Here is an 18,590-nt window from a genome sequence, read left to right on the forward strand (position 1 = left end):
TGCCGTTTATCCCCTGAAAGCAGCGCTTGGTCAGCGTTTTTATGCAGCTGGTCGCACAGAAATTGCCCCCGATGGGTCGCTTGATTAAAGTGACACCATAGAAAAACAACCATTTCGGGAGCGTCTCATGCTGAGTTTCATGCTGTGGCTGATGTTGCTGTTCCTGTGCTGGCCGCTGGCGCTGCTGGCGCTGGTGCTGTATCCCTTCTTCTGGCTGATTACCTTGCCGTTCCGCCTGATCGGCATTGGGGTCGAAGGTCTGTTTGAGCTGCTGCGCGCCATTGTCATGCTGCCGGCGCGCATCCTGGGTGGCTCGCCCCGTTAGAAGTTGACCAGGAATCCCGCGCCCAGGGATTTCTGCGAATAGTTGTAGTCGATCAGGCTCTGCCCGTAGCCGCTGAAGCCCTGCACATAGCCCTTGAGATTGGCGGCCAGCGGGAAGGCCCAGCCGAACTGCAGCGCGCCGTGGCGCGTGCTGAAGTTGCGGCGCCCCATGACGGACAGTTCATGACCGTCAAAACGGTAGGTGGCGCGAACGTCGCCGTGGCCCATGAAGTCCGTGATGTCGATGTTGTCATTGTCCGAGCGGGCGTTATCCAGCCGCTTCCATAGGCGGAACGACACGCCGAACTTGCCTTTCTCCGCTCCCACTTCCGCGTAAATCCGGTTCCAGCTGCGCGACAGCGTCGAGGTCTGGCCATTCGACTGGTGGTTCAGCGCCAGCGTCAGATAACGCACGTCCAGCACGCCCAGGTCCAGCGCCAGCGGCGTGGTCAGCATCAGCTCGGGCTGGTAATTGGTTTCGCGGAAGGGACTCGAGGCCGCGCGGTTGTAGGCTTGCCAGAAGCTGTTCTGGGTGTAGCCGAACCACAGGTCCACCGGCGAGCTCATGAGCTGCTCGATCAGCTTCATCTTGCAACTGATCTGATAAGTCAGTTCGACGTGCTTGGATTTGATGCCGGCGGGCGTAAAGTCCTTAAAAGGCGCATCATTGGAGCTGGTGCTGTAATTTGCCAGCAGCAGGTAGGTGTCATGGTGCGGACGGAAATTGAACACGCCGCGTTTGGCGGAGCGGTCCAGTTCCCATTCCTGCACCATGCGCGAGACCGTGTCTTCGGGCGGAATGGTGGTCAGCGCCGCGACCTTGGGCGGCACCTTGGGTTCCGGCGGCGGCGCCGACGGCTGGGTGCGGGCTGGCGCATCGGCGGCTTCCGCCACCTTGTCGGCGGCGCCGACGGCCAGTGGGGCCACCGCGTTCTCGCCGGCCGCCTGCACTGTCGGCGCGGTCTTGGACAGGCCATCGTAGCAGGCGAGGCGGGCGCTGGCGTCACCCAGCACGGCGCAACGTTCCAGCCGTAGTTCGAGGTCGGAAGCCTGGGCTAAAGCCAGAGCCGGCGCTATGCCCAAGGTCAGGAGGAGGGTAGTTTTTGGTGGTACACGCATGCAGTTTTTCCAGATGAGAGTTAAGCTGTTTGATTATGTTACAGACTACATTAATTGCCATTGATTATGTCGCACGCTAAACAGGCTCTTGATTTCGGTGACTATTGCCGCAATTGAGACTTCCCATAGCAGATCCCAAGGAGATCGTGATGACCCGCAAGACCCCTATCGAGCGTTACCGCAACATCGGCATCAGCGCACACATCGATGCCGGCAAAACCACGACCACCGAGCGCATCCTGTTTTACACCGGCGTCAACCATAAGATCGGTGAGGTACATAACGGTGCCGCAACGATGGACTGGATGGAGCAGGAACAGGAGCGCGGGATCACGATTACGTCGGCGGCCACCACCGCCTTCTGGAAGGGCATGGCCGGCAATTTCCCCGAGCACCGTATCAACATCATCGATACGCCGGGCCACGTGGACTTCACCATCGAGGTGGAGCGTTCCATGCGCGTGCTGGATGGCGCCGTGATGGTGTACGACGCCGTCGGCGGCGTGCAGCCGCAGTCGGAAACCGTGTGGCGCCAGGCGAATAAATACCATGTGCCGCGGATTGCATTCATCAACAAGATGGACCGGGTGGGTGCGGACTTCTTCCGCGTGCGCGAGCAGATTGCCAACCGCCTCAAGGGCGTGGCGATTCCGATTCAGGTGCCGCTGGGCGCGGAGGACAACTTCCATGGCGTGATCGACCTGGTCAAGATGCGGGCGATTAACTGGGACGACGAGACGCTGGGCGTCAAGTTCACCTACGAGGACATCCCGGCCGGCCTGCAAGCCGTGGCCGAGGAATGGCGCGAGAAAATGGTGGAAGCTGCGGCCGAAGCCACGCCCGAGCTGCTGGAAAAATATCTGGACGGCGGCGTGCTGACCGAGGACGAGATCAAGGCCGGCCTGCGCCTGCGCACCATCCGCAACGAGATCGTGCCCATGCTGGCCGGTAGCGCCTTCAAGAACCGTGGCGTGCAGGCCATGCTGGATGCGGTGATCGAATATCTGCCTTCGCCGGTGGATGTGCCGGCGATCGCCGGTACGGATGAACAGGACCAGCCGATCGAGCGCCATCCGACCGATAGCGACCCGTTCTCGGCGCTGGCGTTCAAGATCATGACCGACCCGTTTGTGGGCCAGCTGACCTTCTTCCGCGTGTACTCGGGCGTGGTGAATTCCGGCGACACCGTGTACAACCCGACCAAGCAGCAGAAGGAGCGCCTGGGCCGCATCCTGCAGATGCACGCCAATGAGCGCAAGGAAATCAAGGAAGTGTATGCGGGCGATATCGCCGCGGCGGTGGGGCTGAAAGGCGTCACCACCGGCGATACGCTCAGCGCGCCTGACCATGTGATCGTTCTGGAGAAGATGATCTTCCCCGAGCCCGTGATTTCGCAGGCGGTTGAGCCCAAGACCAAGGCCGACCAGGAAAAAATGGGCATCGCCTTGAATCGCCTGGCGCAGGAAGATCCGTCCTTCCGTGTGCATACGGACGAGGAATCCGGCCAGACCATCATGTCCGGCATGGGCGAGCTGCATCTGGAGATCCTGGTGGATCGCATGCGGCGCGAGTTTGGCGTGGAGGCGACGGTCGGCAAGCCGCAAGTGGCCTACCGCGAAACCATCACGCGCAAGGCGATGGATGTGGAAGGCAAATTCGTCAAGCAGTCGGGCGGGCGTGGTCAATACGGCCACGTGGTGCTGACGCTGGAGCCGCTGGAAGCGGGCGGCAAAGGCTATGAGTTTGTCGATGCCATCAAGGGCGGGGTGGTGCCGCGCGAGTTCATTCCGGCGGTGGACAAGGGCATCCAGGAGACGCTGCGTTCAGGCGTGCTGGCGGGGTATCCCGTGGTCGATGTGCGCGCCACGCTGACGTTTGGCTCCTACCACGACGTTGACTCGAACGAGAATGCCTTCCGCATGGCCGGTTCGATGGCGTTCAAGGAAGGCATGCGGCGCGCAGGTCCGGTGCTGCTGGAACCGGTGATGCAGGTCGAGGTGGAAACGCCGGAAGAGTTCATGGGAAATGCCATGGGCGATCTGACGTCACGTCGTGGCATGGTGCAGGGCATGGATGAAATCCCGGGCGGCGGCGGCAAGATCATCCGCGCCTCCGTGCCGCTGGCCGAGATGTTTGGCTACTCGACCACCTTGCGTTCGCTGACGCAGGGCCGGGCGACCTACACCATGGAATTCAAGCACTATGCGGAAGTGCCGAAACATATCCTGGACCAGATCGCCGTGAGCAAGGCGCGCAGTTAAAAGGCTTTGAGTTTGAGCTGTACAGAGATGCCGCCGTACAGGCGGTCTTTGTAGGTCGGTATGATGGCGACATTGACGCCGACCCGCTCATATTCATAGCTCAGTGTCGGAATGGCGGCGGGGAACCAGCCGCCATTCCGCATTTTGGGATAGCCGTCAAAGCCGCCCAGCACGGCGCCGATGCGTACCGGGCCAACCTTGAATGGCTGGTAGTAGATGCCCGCATAGTTGGAGTAAGCGCGGTCGCTGTTGTAGAAACGGCCGGCGGTGACCGAGGCGACTGTCGAGAAACGCCATTCCGCCCCAAGGCCGCCATTCGCGCCGTTGAGGTCTTTGTCGCGCTGGAAGTGGTAGGTGTAAAAACCGCCATTGATCCAGACTTCTTTCAGTGGCGCCGGTTCTATGGTCTCAAAGGTGTCGGCCAGGGCCGTACCGGAAACGCAGGCCAGCAGGGCCAGTCCGGCGATACGCAAACTTTTAATCATCCGTCGCTTTCTTCTTCCAGGTTGATAGACGCTGGATTATAGCCGTGTATCATGCAAGCATGAAACTATGCTTCCTGACCTGCGCCGTGATGCTGGCGCTGCCCGGCGCCGGCGCCAGTGCCGCACCAGACGCGGAGTGGCGCGGCCTGCTCGACGTGCGCGCGGTCGACTCCGACGCCGGCCGCAGCTTCCTGGACAGTGGCCTGGGCAAGACACGCTATGACCAGAATTCGCCGCGGCTCAGCATCGGCCAGGCCGTGTTGCGCGGCGACGTGGATGTGCTGGACAGCGTGAGCGCCAGCCTGGAGCTCAGCGCCGATCAGCAGCATCGCGGCATTGTCGACGTGCGCGAGGCCTATCTTTCGTGGAATCCGGTGCCGGCCGGCGCCTGGAAGACCCGCGTCAAGGCCGGCTTCTTCTTTCCGCCGACCAGTGTGGAACTCGATTACGACAGCGTGGGCTGGGTGCCCAAGCGCACCATTTCCAGTTCCGCCATCAACAGCTGGATCGGCGAGGAGCTGCGGACCAATGGCATTGAATGGAGTGCACGGCGGCTGGGCCGCTACAGTGGCGCGCCGTACGATGTCGGTGTGCTGGCTGCCGTCTACACCGGCAACGACCCTACCGGCACACTTTTATCCTGGCGCGGCTGGTCGATCAGCGACCGTATCGCTGGCCGTAACGACACCGTGAAGCTGGCTGACCTGCCAGTGTACCGGCCGCCGAACGGCTTCCTGCTGCGCCAGTGGCGCGACATCCATCCGTTCCGCGAGATTGACGGCAAGCTGGGCTACTACGTCGGCGCCAATCTGAATTTCGGCACACGGCTGGAACTGGCCGCGCTGCATTACGATAATCTGGCCGATCCGCAGGTGGTGAAGGACTGGCAATACGGCTGGCGTACGCGTTTCGACCATCTCAGCGCCGTCTGGCGTCCGCAGGGCGCGTGGGAGTTGTCGATGCAGGCCATGCGCGGGGATACCATCATGGGACGCAATGGCGTCGGGCTGGATTTTCAGTCATGGTTCGTGCTGGCCAGCCATCCGCTGGGGCCAGGCACGGCGGCAGTGCGCTATGACCGTTTCAGCACCAGCGAGCATGACCTGATTCCATCCGATCCGAACAATGAAGTCGGCTATGGCGTTGCGCTGGCTTACGACTGGCCGCTGGCCGAGCGCCTGTCGCTGATGACGGAAGCGCTGCTGGTGCGCAGCGACCGGCCGGCGCGCTCGCTGGTGGGCGAGGCGCCGGTGCAGAAGGAGCGCAGCCTGACGGTATCGCTGCGCTGGACGTTTTAAATCGTCAGGCGCCAGCTGCGTTTGTACGCGTAAACCATCGCCAGCCAGAACACGCCGGTGAACGCGGCAGCGAAGGCCATCGAGGCAAACTCCGGCCCGAATAACGGTTCCAGCGGCGCGCGGAATACGTTCTGATACAGCGGCGTGATGATGCCGCTGCCGGTGAGCAGGCAGGTCGCAATCCAGGAACCGGCATAGGCCGCAATGGCATTCACGCCCATTGCGCGGCCCAGCGGCGGCCAGCCGCGCACGTCGATCAGTTGGTAGGCAAGGGCGATCACGAGCATGCCGAAGCCGCCAGTCCACAGCACAAACGACGAGGTCCACAACTGCTTGTTGAATGGAAGCGCTACCGCCCATGCGCCGCCAATCAGCATGGCGGCAACGCCGGCCCATCCCAGTCTGGCGATGCGTTGCTGGCGTATCCAGTCGCCGGCGCGCATGCCAAGGATGACGGTGGCCAGCGCCGGCAGGGTACTGAATATGCCCTCCGGTTCGTGCGCCAGTCCGGTGGCGGCGTCGTATTGGTAGGCCAGGTGACCAAGCAGCGCGGTATCGATGCGGTCAGCCAGGTTCACGACCGGTTCGACGCCGCCGCTGGCAGCCAGCAAGGCCCAGTAGCCAAGCAGGATGGCGGCCAGTGCAGCCCATTGCGCGCGCACGCTGCGCAGGTAAATCGCCATGAGGCCGGCCACGGCGAAGCAGAAGCCGATGCGCTGCAACACGCCAAGCAGGCGGAAATCCCGCCCATGCAGCAGCACTGCAGCAATCACATTGAGGGCGATGCCAAGCAGGATGATGCGGCCGCCGCGCAGCAGCGCGGCGCGTGCCATGGGTTGGGCCGGTGCACCCGCATCCAGTTGCCGCCCCAGCGCGAGCTGGATGGAAACGCCGACGATCAGCATAAAAATGGGGAAAATGAAATCGGCCGGCGTGCAGCCATGCCATTCCGCGTGCTCCAGCCACGGGTAGACGTGCGACCAGTCGCCCGCGTCGTTCACCAGCAGCATGGCGGCCACGGTCAGGCCCCGCACGGCGTCGATAGAATTGATACGCATAGTGTTCAGAGTTGTAATTTAATGTGCATGCGGTTGAGGAGCATGGCCAGCACCATGACGATCACCGCATAGGCCATCGCCCACAGCAAGCCGGGCCAGCCGGCGCCCAGCACGGCGGGAAAAGACAGGTGGCAGTACTGCATCGCCGCATACACGATGAAGGGAATGATGTAGACCAGCAGCGGATTGGCGGCTGCCGGCTGGAAGAACGCGGTCCAGCGGCGCCAGCGCTTCAGGTCCACCGCCCAGTACAGCGCGGCGAACAGCAGCACACAGATGGCGGAACTGTACAGGCCCCAGCTTGGGGTGGCGTAAATCTTGGAGATTTTGAAGTAGGGACGCAGCACCAGAGCAAGCGCCGCCAGCCCCGCCGCCAGCAGCACGGCGCGCAGAAACGGCGCTTGACGCTCCGCGCCAAAGAAAATCTGCGCGGTCAGCATGCCGCACAGTGCGATCGATGTGTGGACGGCGTCCTCACTGCGTATCGCCACTGTACAGGCCACAATCAGGGCCGCGAGCGCCCACTGGCGGCCGCGTGTGACGCCCCATGCCACGGCACTGTACAGGTATGCCCAGCCAATCAGTCCCAGTATGCCCCACCACTGTGGCGCCAGGCGCAGGCTGCCATCGGGGCCGCCACGGAACAGGAGCGCCAGCGCCAGCAGGCCGGCAACGCCGGTGGCGCGCAAACCCCAGGTCAGCGCCCGTTCCTTGAAACGGTACACCGCCCACACCAGTATGGCGCATACATAAAACAGCAGCGACCACAAATGGATGGACATGCCCATCGCAGCTTCGTTATAGCCTTCCTCGGCATTGACCATGAACACGCCCAGTACCAGCAAGCCCACGGCGCGCGCCAGTACATGTCGCCACAGGCGCCAGCCGCTGTCGCCAGCCGCCGTCCGCTGCGCCATGGCGAACGGAATCGACATGCCGACGATGAACAGGAAGGCCGGGAACACCACATCCGCGAAGGTCATGGCATCCGCGTCGGCGGGCGCGTGATCCATCCAGGCCGGCATGCCACGCACGCCAGCCAGGGTGTTCACAAAGATCATGACCAGGATGGTGATGCCCCGGAAGGCATCGATTGCCTGTACCCGCACAGGTTTAGAGTTTGCCACGCAGACCCAGATAGTATTGACGGCCGTTCGAATACGAGGCGATAGGCTGGTCCTTGTTTGTGCCGTAGTAACGCAGCACGGCATTATTCAGGTTCAGCGCATCGAATGTAATCGAGAGGTTGTCGTTGATTTTGTAGTTGAGCGACGCCGCCAGGTTGCCGGTGCCCGCCATCACCTGCGGGAAGCTGTTATACAGCCCGCCGGAGAAGGACGAGCGGTAGGTGTAAGCCAGACGCGCGCTCAGCCTGTCGTCCTCATAATAGGTTTCGGCATTGTAGGTGTTTTTCGAATTGCCCACCACTGGCTTGCCATCCTCCGCCGACCCATCGGTGTAGGTGTAGTTGGCCAGCGCGCCAAAGCCGCCCCAGATATGCTGCTGCCACGCCAGTTCCACGCCCTTGTTCTTCGCAGCGATGTTGGTCGGCGACGAAATCGAATAGCTGTCGAAGCGCTTGAACGAGGTGTTGTAGTAGGTCAGGTTGGCCGTGCCATAGGTAACATAGGACGACATGTCCATGTAGAACACGCCTGCTGACAACAAGGACTTCGGTGCGAAATACCATTCCAGCGCCGCGTCGTAATTCACCGAACGCACCGGTTTCAGGTTTGGATTGCCGCTGCTGCCGGTCAGGTTGGTGTCATTGAGCGTGACCGCGCCAACCATGGCGCTGTAGTCTGGCCGCGCCATGGTCTTGGCTACAGCCAGCCGGCCTACCAGTGTCGGCGACAGGTCAAACTTGAAGTTCGCGCTAGGCAGTACATCGTTGTAACCGCGCTCGTTCAGCGTCGGCGTGTACGGACCGTTGATGTTGTCCAGCCCAATAGGATTGGAACCGCCCGGGACGTTGGTGATGGTGGCCTGGTTGGTGTGCACATAGCGCACGCCCACGTTGCCGCGCCAGCTGTCGCCTGCCAGATTGACCATGCCGTAAATGGCGCTGGTCTTTTCGCGGACATCCAGTTCGCCAGCCCAGTTGCGGGTGGTTGGGCCGCCGGCCAGGTCGTACTTGGCGGCCCAGGCGGCGATGGCGGCAGGGCTGATCTGCCAGACATTGCGCAGGAAGCCCGCATCGGTGCTGATGTTTTTGCCGAAATTGCCAGGGAAGGTCGAACCATCCCATTGCGGCAGCGGCGCGGACGTGGTGCCGTCGCAGGCCGGGCAGCTACGGTTCTCCGGCTGGCTGGTACTGCGGTGGTGTTCCGCGTAGCGCACGCCGAACTTGGCCGACTCCATCACGCCACGGTCCAGACGCAGCTCGCCATCGAGCTGGCCGTATTTTTCCGTGTCCTGCGTTTTGACGTTGGAACCCCAGGCCGACGCGGTCACGTAGTTGGTGAACCTGGAGGTGTCCGCGCCAGGGAAGGACATCGTCGCTGGCGACAGGCCGTTCAAGGTATAGGTGGAGCCAGCGCCAGTCAGGCCTGCTTCGTAGCCGATATCGGACGGCGTTTTACCAACGCCGCGCGTGTAGCCCACGCTGCCGCTGATGCGCAAATCGTCGTTGACGCGGTAGCTGCCATCCAGATCGATGTATGCGGAAGACGATGCCGAACCAGGGCGATAGATCTGGTCGCCGAATGCCGAATATAGCGACGAGTTATAGGTTTTCGTCGCGCTGACTGCCGGATACTGCGAGGCCGGAATGGTCGCCGACACCAGCGTGCCGCTCTTGATCACATACGCAGAAGGCACCACGCCAACCGGGGCGCCGGTAACGGGATCGGTGGCATTGATGTTGGCCGAGATATTGTTGTAGAAGCTTCGGTTGTAGTTGGCCGCATCCAGCGAGGAGCTAAAGCCGTTGATATCAAAGCTCAGGTCACGCGAAGGCTTGAATTGCAGGTCAATCGCACCACCGGTACGCTTGCGCTCCTGTTCAAACAGCGATGCGCTGATGCCCGATGGCGCCAGGATGCCAGCCAGTTCCGGATGGGCCTTGGCCGCATTGCTCTCGGCATCGATAGGCGTATAGCCGTAGAACTCCTGGCCATCACGGCGCTCATGGCGTTTTTCGTAGAACAGCTGGACCAGCACACCAAACGTCTTGGCATCGTTTTTCCAGCCGAACAGCGCATTCATTTGCGGATCGGTCTTGCGCGGCAGGTCGGCGTAGATGGCCTGTACCGTGGCTTCGGCGGTGAACTGCTTCTTGAAGTCCAGCGGCTTGCGGGTTTCAATATTGACGGAGCCGGCGACGCCGCCTTCCACCATATCGGCCTGCTGGCTTTTCTGCACCGTGACCGCACTGACGATTTCCGATGGCAGCAGTGCATAGCTCACGCTGCGCCCGACCGCGCCGGTCTGGTCCAGCACAAACCAGTCGCCGGTACCGATGGTGTGGCCGTTGACCAGCGTCTGCGTGAGGCTGGAGCTGGTGCCGCGAATACTGACGCGGTCATTTTCGGCGAAGCCGCCTTCACCGCCGGCGGAGGATGAAATGTTCACGCCCGGGACGCGCTGCACGGCATCGGCCACGTTCTTGTCCGGCATTTTGCCGATGTCTTCGGCCGAAATGACTTCGGCCAGCGTGTCGCTATTGCGCTTGCGGGTCAGCGCCTGTTCCAGCGAAGCGCGTATGCCGGTGACCACTACTTGCTCCATCGGCGTGTCTGCGCTTTGCGCCCACGCCGGCGCCGCGCCGCACGCCAACATCATGAAGACTGCCGATGCGATAGGCGTCGGCGTCGTTTTCATCCTTTCCATTGCTGTCCCTCGTCTTGTGGTTGTAGATTTATCCAGTCATTCTCGCCAGATTCTCTTAATTAAATCCAAAAGAAACCTTAACGTTTGCCTAAGGCTGTGGCGTGCAGGCGATTGACTTATATGCAAGAAAGTGCGTAGATATCGGCCATGAACAAAAGAGGTATTACCCCCATGAAGATATGCCTGGTTGAAGATGATCTAGAGCTGGGCAAGGCTTTGCAGTCCTCGCTGCAGGACGCGGGACTTGAAGTGGTATGGGTGCGCCGCGCCAGCGACGCGCGCCGCTGGGTCGAAACGGAACCGTTCGATGCGGCGCTGCTCGATCTCGGCCTGCCGGATGGCAGCGGGATCGAGGTGCTGCGCGATCTGCGTGCGGCCGGCCTGACACTGCCCATTCTCGTCATCACCGCACGTGACAGCCTGGAAGACCGCCTGAATGGCCTGGACCGTGGCGCCGACGATTATCTGGTCAAGCCGTTTGCAGTCAGTGAGCTGCTGGCGCGTCTGCGCGCGGTGATGCGCCGGGCCACCGGCTGGACCGAAGCCGGCGAGCCAGTGTGGAAGGTCAAGGACCTGGTCCTCGACGACAAGCGCATGCTGCTGACGCGCGGCGGCGTCAATGTGGTGCTGTCGAAAACCGAATTCGCCTTGCTGCATGCGCTGATGCGTTATCCGGACCGTGTGCTGACGCGGCGCGAGCTGGAGTCGCGCGCGCTGCCGCACAGCGAAGGTGCGGCGCTGGATGTGCATATGTCCCATCTGCGCCAGAAAATCGGCGAAGGCTATATCCGCACGGTGCGTGGCGTCGGCTACGTGGTCGACAAATGAAGAACCGCTCGCTGTTCCGGCGTTTGCTGTTCGGCTTCATCTCGGTGATGGCGGTGGTGTGGCTGGCCAACCTGGCGCTGGATATGTACGAAACGCGCACCGCCAAGCGCCGCGATATGCAGCGCGAACTGCGCGCCAGCGCCTTGCGCATCCTGGTGGTGATGCAGACCATGGATGGCCGACCCGAAGCAGAGATACAGCCGATGGTGCACAAGATGGAAGCGCTGCACTACGCGCTGTACAAGGAACTGGGCTGGTATATTCCAGCCTTGCAGACGCACGTCTGGCGCCATGGCCGTCTGCTGTATCAGACACCCGATGCCGGCTTGCCGGGTACTGACGCCGTTGCGGGACCGTATCACCAGAACCTGCGCGATAGCTGGGTGGCGTCGGTGGAGCATGATCCGGCCACCGATGTGACGGTGCGGATGGCCACCGAAGTGATAGGCGAGTGGATGCTGCAAGTGTCCAGCGTGGGCTACTACCTGGCGCCGCTGCTGTTCAGCATACCGTTCCTGTTGCTGCCCGCCTGGTTCATCATCCGCGTGGGACTGCGGCCGCTGAACGACATCGTTGGCGAGATCGAGCAGCGCTCCGGCGCCAATCTGTCGGCGCTGGCGCCATCGCCGTATCAGGAGCTGTCGCCGCTGGTGGGCTCCGTCAACCGCCTGATGGAGCGGCTGACGGAAAGGCTGGAACGCGAACAGGAATTCCTGATCGATGCCGCGCATGAATTGAAGACGCCACTGTCCATCATCCAGATCAATGCGGAGAGCCTTGGTGAAGCGCGCACGCCGCAGCGGCTGGCGGAAGCAGGCAATGGCTTGCGTACCGGCGTGCAGCGCGCTACGCATACGGTGCATCAGCTGCTGGCCCTGGCCCGTTCCGGCAGCGACCGCGATCACGCCAGGCTGGCGCCGCGCGACCTGGTGGAACTGGTGGCGGACCGTCTGGCCATGGCCGGCCAGATCGCCGCCACACGCGGCATCGAGATAGAACTGCTGGCGCCCGATACCTGCGCCATGCCGCTGCATCTGGAGAGCATGGCGTCGCTGATCGATAACCTGGTCAGCAATGCGGTGAAGTACTCGCCCGGGCAGAGCCGCGTGACGGTGCGTATTGCAGCATCGGCGGAACAGGTGGTGCTGTCGGTATCCGACCAAGGTCCGGGCATCGCGCCCGACATGCAGCGCAAAGTATTTGAGCGCTTCTTCCGCTTGCCTGGCCAGGATCAGCCGGGCAGCGGGTTAGGGCTGGCGATCGCGGAACGCGCCGCCGCGCGCAACCGCGCGACGATCCAGCTGAACAATCGCGCCGATACTGGCGGCTTGCAAGTCGATGTGATTTTTCAGGCAACGCCATAGCAAATTGGCATTATAATTCGGCGCATGAACACCACATTGCGCCTGATTCCCCTGTTACTGCTGCTGGCTGGCTGCAGCATGTCCAACGAGCAGTTGATCTCCGCCTGCAAAACCGATGACTGGGTCGCCATCGGCCAGAACGATGGCACCAAGGGCGAGCCGCCCAGCTTTGGAGAACGCAAGGAGTTTTGCGATGACCATGGCATCAAGGCCGGCGCCGCAGACGCCTCCGCGCGCTACACCGCCGGATGGGCACAAGGTAACTGGGACCTGTGGTATCGGTTCGGCGGTGTCGATGGTACGGAGGGCAAGCTGGCGCGCTTCGATGCGCTGGCCGCCTCGGAAGACCTCCGCAAAAACAAGACGCCGCTCAACCGTCCGGCCTACGATGCCGGCTGGGCTGCCGGTAACTCGCTCTACTGGGAAAACACCGGTAAGCGCGATGGCACGGAAGGCAAGCCATCCTCGCAAAAAGAATTGAGCCGGAGCCGGGCGGCTGCCGCACAACTGCATTTTGACGAAGCGGCATACGCCAATGGCTGGCGCGCGGGGAACCGCACCTTCTGGACGGATGCCGGCAGCAACGACGCCAGCAACGGCCTGCCGGACAGCGAGTTCCGCAACCGCGCCGCCGCCGCGCGCAGCGCCGGCGTGGACATTCAGGAAGAATCCTATCGCGCCGCATGGAATGCGGAGATCATCAACTACTGGCGCAACCTTGGTACGCAGGACGCGACGAGCGGCAAGGAGTTCGGCATGCGCAGCCGCGAGGCCAAACAAAAAGGCCTGAAGATCCATGAACAGGAATATCGCCAGGCCTGGGAGGCGCGCTTAAGCACTTACTGGCGCGACACCGGCGCAGCCGACGGCTATGGCCAGCCATTCCGCCTTGACGAACGCATGGCGAACGCCGGCCGCGATGGCGTGTTCGTGATCCCCGCCACGCGCGATGCCTACACCAACGCCTGGCGTCAGGAGAATGCGCGCTACTGCACGCTGGACAATGCCTTTGAACGTGGCCGTGCCAACACTGGCATGGCGGTGGAGGTCTGCGCGCCTGCGCTGCAAAGCCAGATGAAGCACGCTTACGTCAGCGGGCAGGATTATGAAATCACCGCAGCCAAGTACCGCCAGGCGGTGGATGAAGCGAATGAATTGGCCGATCGCGTGCATGATGCGCGCAACCGACTGGGACGGCTGGAGCGCGAGATCCGCGCCAATCAGGAAGCCAAAGACCGGCCGGCCAATGAGGAAACCGCCAAGCAGGATCGCCGCCGCGAACAGGACCGCCGCGACCTGATCGATTATTTGCAGCGCATGGAGCGGCGCTGGGATGACGCCCGACATTGGGTCGAGCGTCACGAGATGCAAATGCAGCGCCTGCGCCGCGAGATCTATTAGAACTCCACGCTCGCCGACACCGCCACGGTGCGCGGTGCGCCCAGAATCAGGTAGCCCGAACCTGGATAGCCGCCGGCAGAAGCCCAGTAGCTCTTGTCGGTAACGTTATCCACGCGTGCGCGGAAGGTGACGTTGCGGTCCAGCACACGGGTAGCGTAGCTGGCGCCCAGGTCGAGACGGGTCCATGCCGGCAGTTCCTGCTGGTTGGCGCCGTCGGCGTACTGCGACGAGGTGTACGTGGTGCGCGCATTCAGGTTCAGGCCACTCACGCCTGGCACATCCCATTCGGCGCCGATGTTCAGCTGCGTATCCGGCACGCCGATGACGTCATTGCCCTGATTCTTGCCGCCGTCAGTCACGCGCTGCTTGGCATCGAGCAGCGTCAGGCCGCCCAGCACGCGCAGGCCGCGCACCGGCATGCCATACACCGTCAGTTCGGCGCCCTGATTGCGCTGTTCGCCAAACACGCCAAAGTGGCCGTTTTTCACGAAGGCCGATGGCTGCTTGGTGCTGAACAGGGCAGCGGTGGCGCCCAGCGTGCCGTGTTCGTATTTCACGCCCACTTCTTTTTGCTTCGATACGTAAGGCGCGAACATCTGGTTTTTATTGTCGACGTTCTGGGCGGGCGCCGTCGGGCCTTGTTGCAGGCCTTCGGCGTAATTGGCATACAGCGCCACGTCTTTCACCGGCTTGTAGACCACGGCGGCAACCGGCGTGACCTTGCTTTGGTCGTAATGCGCGTTGCGCTCCGAGGTGTTGTAGTCGAAGCCATCGGTCTTGATGGTCTGATGGCGCGCGCCCACAGTCAGCAGGACTTTATCGTCCAGCATCGACAGCGTATCGGCGACGGCGTAGCTGCTCAGGATTGTTTTCACGGTCAGGTGCGGATCGCTGAGCACACCGCCAACAAAGAAATTGGGCGCAGGCGCGGTGACGTCAACCGGCTTGTAGATGTTGGTACTCAGGCCGCCAAATGCACTGAAGGCGTAAGCGTTCTTCGACTCCAGCCAGTAGCTGGACGCGCTTGCGCTCAGCGTATGGCCGATGCCGCCCGTACGCAGCTTGGTTCGTACGCCGATTTCGCCAGTCCGCACATTATCGCGGCGGGTATTGTCGAAGCGGTAGGAGGTGGCGCTGCCATCATTGTTGTTGACGGTCGGCTCGGCGAGGCTGTTGTCCTCGTTGCCGCTGCGGACACCGGCAGCGGCCCAGGCTACTGTATCCTTGCCCAGATCCCATTCGCCGCGCAGGGTGCCGAAGGTGTCGCGTTCGTTGGAGCGGGTCCAGTTCTGCGCCCAGGTGCTGCTGCCATCCGGCGCCGGCAGCATGGCCACGCCTTCTAGCAGCGTCACGGCGGGACGCGGGTTTTTCAGCTTGTGATCCTGATAGCCGATATCGGCCGACAGGCGGAAGTCGCGCGCCTGGAAGTCCAGGCCAATCGAGGCCACGTTCAGTTCACGGTGTTCGCGGTCGACGCCAGTGTCGCCGTCGCGGCGCGCGGCGTTGATGCGGATGCCGGTATTGCCGTCGGCGCCGAAGCGGCGTGCGATATCAACGGCGGCATAACCCTGGCCGCCGGTTTCCACGCCCACGGTCACTTGCGTGAGCGGCTTGTTGCCGGCGCGTTTAGGCAGCAGGTTGATGGAGCCGCCGATGCCGCCACCGCCCGGCGCGGCGCCGTTGACGAAGGAGGTCGCACCGCGGAACACTTCCACGCGCTCCAGCAGTTCGGAGGCCACGAACTGGCGCGGCAGGATGCCGTACAAGCCGTTGTAGGCCAGATCGTCCGAACTGACGGCGAAGCCGCGGATCACATACAGTTCCTGAAAATTACCGAAGCCACGCGCCACGCGCACCGACGGATCGTTTTGCAGCACATCGGCGACGCTGCGCGCCTGCTGGTCCTGAATCAGCGCCGATGTGAAGTTCAAGGTGTTGAACGGCGTGTCCATCATGTCCACATTGCCCAGCATGCCCACCCGGCCGCCACGCGCGACCTGGCCACCGGCGAAGTTCTTCGGCAGGCCGCCGGCCGACGCATCGGCGGAGGCGCTGACGACGACCGTCTGCACGTCATCGGCGCTGCCGGCCGCCGCTTGCGTTTGGGCGTGGGCGGTGGCGCTGGCCAGCAGCATGGCTGCCAGGGCGAAAGGGGACAATTTCAGGTTCAGGGTGAGCATGGCTGTTTAACTAATTAAATGAGATTGATTCTCAATTATAGCGTTGGAAACGTTTTTTTGCTGCTGAATGAGACTAATTTGCATTATCATTGGCGTCTGAATACCGTAATCTGGATGACAAAATGACACCAATCGCCGTCCGCCGCTGGGCATGGATACACAAGTGGAGCAGCCTGGTTTGCACCGTGTTCATGTTGCTGTTGTGCGTCACCGGCCTGCCGCTGATCTATCACCACGAAATCGATCACGCGCTTGGCAACGCCATTGAAGCGCCGCAGATGGCGGCCGGTACGCCGATGGCCAGCCTGGATAAGGTCATCGCGGCCGGCAAGGCGCTGTACCCGGACAAGATGGCCATGTATTTGTCGCAGGAGGCCGATGATCCGAAGATCTGGTTCCTGACCATGGGCGACAATCCGACCGACGAAAAATTCAAATCGATCGCCGTGGATGCGCGCACCGCCAAGGTGCTGGGCGAGCCCAGTTTCGAAGGCAGTTTTCTGGGCGTGATGTTCCACCTGCATGTGGATCTGTACGCAGGCCTGTGGGGCAAGCTGTTCCTCGGTTTGATGGGACTGCTGCTGGTGATGGCGATTATTTCCGGGGTCGTGCTGTACGCGCCGTTCATGCGCAAGCTGGATTTTGGCGAGGTGCGCCGCGAGCGCGGCCCGCGCGTCAAGTGGCTGGACCTGCACAATATGCTGGGCATCGTCACACTGACCTGGGCATTGGTGGTGGGCGCCACCGGCATGATTAATACCTGGGCTGACCTGCTGCTGAAGTATTGGCAGTACACCGAGATGGCGGAAATGGTCGCGCCATACAAAGGTCTGCCGCCGCCCACCCAGCTGGGATCGATGCAGCAATCGCTGGAGCACGCGGTCGCTGCGGAGCCGGGCATGAAGATCGGTTTTGTCGCCTTCCCAGGCACCCCGTTCACCAGCCCGCACCATTACGGCATCTTCATGCGCGGTAACGAGGCGTTGACGTCGCGCCTGTACAAGCCAGTGCTGATCGATGCGCAGACCACCCGGATTACGGACCGCCGCCAGCTGCCCTGGTACCTGACCGGCCTGCTGATTTCGCAGCCGCTGCACTTTGGCGACTACGGCGGCCCGTGGATGCAGTTCCTGTGGGCGGCGCTGGATATCATCACCATCTTTGTGCTGGGCAGCGGCCTGTATCTCTGGCTGAAGCGGGGCGCACCGGCGCCCGCGCGCGCTGCAGCGGCAGCCAAGGAAGAACAGCAGCAGGTGCCGGCATGAGCGGCCCGTTCCTGCGCATGTGGGCGGCCCCCATCGCGCTGTCCGTGCTGACCGTGATTGGACTGTTGTCCGCACTGTTAGGCGACGGTGTGTGGGACCATGTATCTGCTGTCGCGCTGGGTGTACCGGTGCTGTTATGTCTCTGGCTGGGCTTGCGGCGACGCACAAAAAGCGATTGATTTATTTGCATTTATTGTTATCATTCCCGTGCCGTCTACTGAGGAGATCGCATGGAAGCAACGCACCCGCATTACGATAAACTGATCGCTGCAGCGCGTCATGCCGGACCGGCCACGGTCGCTGTCGCGCACCCCTGTGACCGCAACGCGCTGGAAGGCGTGCTGGACGCGGCCAATATGGGCTTGATCAAACCCATCCTGGTTGGCCCCCAGGACCGGATACGCCAGGTCGCCGACGAAGCGCGGCTGGATATCTCTGCACTGCCCATCATCGATACCGAACACAGTCACGCCTCTGCCGCCCGCGCCGTGCAGCTGGTGCACGAAGGCGCCGCGACCGCATTGATGAAGGGCAGCCTGCATACCGATGAATTAATGGGCGCTGTCGTCGCCACCGCCACCGGCCTGCGCACCGCGCGCCGGCTCAGCCACTGCTTCGTGATGGATGTGCCGGGCCGTGCCGAACCGCTCATCATCACTGACGCTGCCGTCAACATCATTCCCACGCTGGTAGAGAAGGTCGATATCGTCCAGAACGCGATCGACCTGGCGCATGTGCTGCGTTTCGATCCCGTCAAGGTCGCCATCCTGGCGGCAGTGGAAACGGTCAGCGCCAAAATGCCATCCACCATCGATGCCGCCGCGCTGTGCAAAATGGCCGACCGTGGCCAGATCACCGGTGGTTTGCTGGACGGCCCACTGGCGATGGATAACGCCATCAGCCCGGAAGCAGCATCCATCAAGCATCTGGTCTCGCCAGTGGCGGGGCGGGCCAATGTGCTGGTCGCGCCGGATCTGGAGGCGGGCAATATGCTGGCCAAGAGCCTGACCTTTATGGCCGGCGCCAGTGCCGCCGGCATCGTGCTGGGCGCGCGCGTACCGGTGATACTCACCAGCCGTGCCGATACTGTACAGGCACGCCTGGCGTCGTGTGCGGTGGCTGTACTAGTCGCGCATAGCAAACTGTCTGGCGCGCGTATTCTCGGAGGCTGAACAG

Annotated in this window: 15 protein-coding genes; 9 read left to right on the top strand and 6 right to left on the bottom strand. The window is 62.3% G+C overall.

Annotated elements, in window-relative coordinates; translation table 11 throughout:
* Positions 1 to 127 precede the first annotated feature (127 nt).
* A complete protein-coding gene (locus BUA36_RS04750) occupies positions 128 to 325 on the top strand; it encodes a hypothetical protein (protein WP_072781830.1) in 198 nt (65 codons plus the stop codon).
* Here BUA36_RS04750 and BUA36_RS04755 read toward each other — a convergent pair.
* On the bottom strand, positions 322 to 1,443 hold the full coding sequence (locus tag BUA36_RS04755) for a phospholipase A (RefSeq protein ID WP_072781832.1): 1,122 nt from the start codon (positions 1,441 to 1,443) through the stop codon (positions 322 to 324). The two genes, BUA36_RS04750 and BUA36_RS04755, sit on opposite strands and share 4 nt — an antisense overlap.
* Before the next feature lie 149 nt (positions 1,444 to 1,592).
* Here BUA36_RS04755 and fusA point away from each other — a divergent pair, with 149 nt between their 5' ends.
* Positions 1,593 to 3,704, top strand: coding sequence for an elongation factor G (gene fusA / locus BUA36_RS04760; RefSeq protein ID WP_072781834.1), 2,112 nt, complete (start codon positions 1,593 to 1,595; stop codon positions 3,702 to 3,704).
* Here fusA and BUA36_RS04765 read toward each other — a convergent pair.
* On the bottom strand, positions 3,701 to 4,189 hold the full coding sequence (locus BUA36_RS04765) for a hypothetical protein (protein ID WP_072781836.1): 489 nt from the start codon (positions 4,187 to 4,189) through the stop codon (positions 3,701 to 3,703). The genes fusA and BUA36_RS04765 overlap by 4 nt on opposite strands.
* A 59-nt stretch (positions 4,190 to 4,248) precedes the next feature.
* On the opposite strand from BUA36_RS04765, the gene BUA36_RS04770 reads away from it, so the two are divergent.
* Complete coding sequence (locus BUA36_RS04770) at positions 4,249 to 5,487, top strand: hypothetical protein (protein ID WP_072781838.1); 1,239 nt, start codon at positions 4,249 to 4,251, stop codon at positions 5,485 to 5,487.
* Here BUA36_RS04770 and BUA36_RS04775 read toward each other — a convergent pair.
* The 3 genes from BUA36_RS04775 to BUA36_RS04785 are packed head-to-tail and all read right to left on the bottom strand — an operon-like array spanning position 5,484 to position 10,367.
* Positions 5,484 to 6,545 carry an acyltransferase family protein gene (locus BUA36_RS04775; protein WP_072781840.1) on the bottom strand — a complete coding sequence of 354 codons (1,062 nt, stop codon included), beginning with the start codon at positions 6,543 to 6,545 and terminating at the stop codon, positions 5,484 to 5,486. The genes BUA36_RS04770 and BUA36_RS04775 overlap by 4 nt on opposite strands.
* Positions 6,546 to 6,550: 5 nt before the next feature.
* Positions 6,551 to 7,672: a DUF5009 domain-containing protein gene (locus BUA36_RS04780; RefSeq protein WP_072781842.1), complete on the bottom strand. Its 1,122-nt coding sequence runs from the start codon at positions 7,670 to 7,672 to the stop codon at positions 6,551 to 6,553.
* Positions 7,659 to 10,367, bottom strand: a complete 2,709-nt coding sequence (locus BUA36_RS04785) for a TonB-dependent receptor (RefSeq protein WP_307188225.1) — start codon at positions 10,365 to 10,367, stop codon at positions 7,659 to 7,661. The genes BUA36_RS04780 and BUA36_RS04785 overlap by 14 nt, the downstream gene beginning before the upstream one ends.
* A gap of 180 nt (positions 10,368 to 10,547) precedes the next feature.
* On the opposite strand from BUA36_RS04785, the gene BUA36_RS04790 reads away from it, so the two are divergent.
* Genes BUA36_RS04790 through BUA36_RS04800 form a run of 3 tightly spaced genes read left to right on the top strand, consistent with a single transcriptional unit; the run spans position 10,548 to position 13,969 of the window.
* Complete coding sequence (locus BUA36_RS04790; protein WP_072781846.1) at positions 10,548 to 11,204, top strand: response regulator transcription factor; 657 nt, start codon at positions 10,548 to 10,550, stop codon at positions 11,202 to 11,204.
* Entirely contained in the window at positions 11,201 to 12,568 is a 1,368-nt protein-coding gene (locus BUA36_RS04795; protein ID WP_072781848.1) for a sensor histidine kinase, read from the top strand. Before BUA36_RS04790 ends, BUA36_RS04795 begins: the two co-directional genes overlap by 4 nt.
* A gap of 24 nt (positions 12,569 to 12,592) precedes the next feature.
* Positions 12,593 to 13,969 (top strand): DUF2799 domain-containing protein, encoded by a 1,377-nt coding sequence (locus tag BUA36_RS04800; protein WP_072781850.1) that lies wholly within the window; start codon positions 12,593 to 12,595, stop codon positions 13,967 to 13,969.
* Here the strand turns inward: BUA36_RS04800 and BUA36_RS04805 are convergent.
* Positions 13,966 to 16,149 (bottom strand): TonB-dependent receptor, encoded by a 2,184-nt coding sequence (locus BUA36_RS04805; RefSeq protein WP_072781852.1) that lies wholly within the window; start codon positions 16,147 to 16,149, stop codon positions 13,966 to 13,968. The genes BUA36_RS04800 and BUA36_RS04805 overlap by 4 nt on opposite strands.
* Positions 16,150 to 16,271: 122 nt before the next feature.
* On the opposite strand from BUA36_RS04805, the gene BUA36_RS04810 reads away from it, so the two are divergent.
* From BUA36_RS04810 to BUA36_RS04820, 3 genes are read left to right on the top strand one after another with little or no spacing between them, the layout of a single operon-like run.
* Positions 16,272 to 17,414, top strand: a complete 1,143-nt coding sequence (locus BUA36_RS04810) for a PepSY-associated TM helix domain-containing protein (protein ID WP_072782551.1) — start codon at positions 16,272 to 16,274, stop codon at positions 17,412 to 17,414.
* Positions 17,411 to 17,593, top strand: a complete 183-nt coding sequence (locus tag BUA36_RS04815; RefSeq protein ID WP_072781854.1) for a hypothetical protein — start codon at positions 17,411 to 17,413, stop codon at positions 17,591 to 17,593. The genes BUA36_RS04810 and BUA36_RS04815 overlap by 4 nt, the downstream gene beginning before the upstream one ends.
* Before the next feature lie 51 nt (positions 17,594 to 17,644).
* Positions 17,645 to 18,586: a phosphate acetyltransferase gene (locus tag BUA36_RS04820; RefSeq protein WP_072781857.1), complete on the top strand. Its 942-nt coding sequence runs from the start codon at positions 17,645 to 17,647 to the stop codon at positions 18,584 to 18,586.
* Positions 18,587 to 18,590 lie beyond the last annotated feature (4 nt).

The organism is Duganella sacchari (genome assembly GCF_900143065.1).
In the GTDB taxonomy this organism is placed as follows: Bacteria; Pseudomonadota; Gammaproteobacteria; order Burkholderiales; family Burkholderiaceae_D; genus Rugamonas; species Rugamonas sacchari.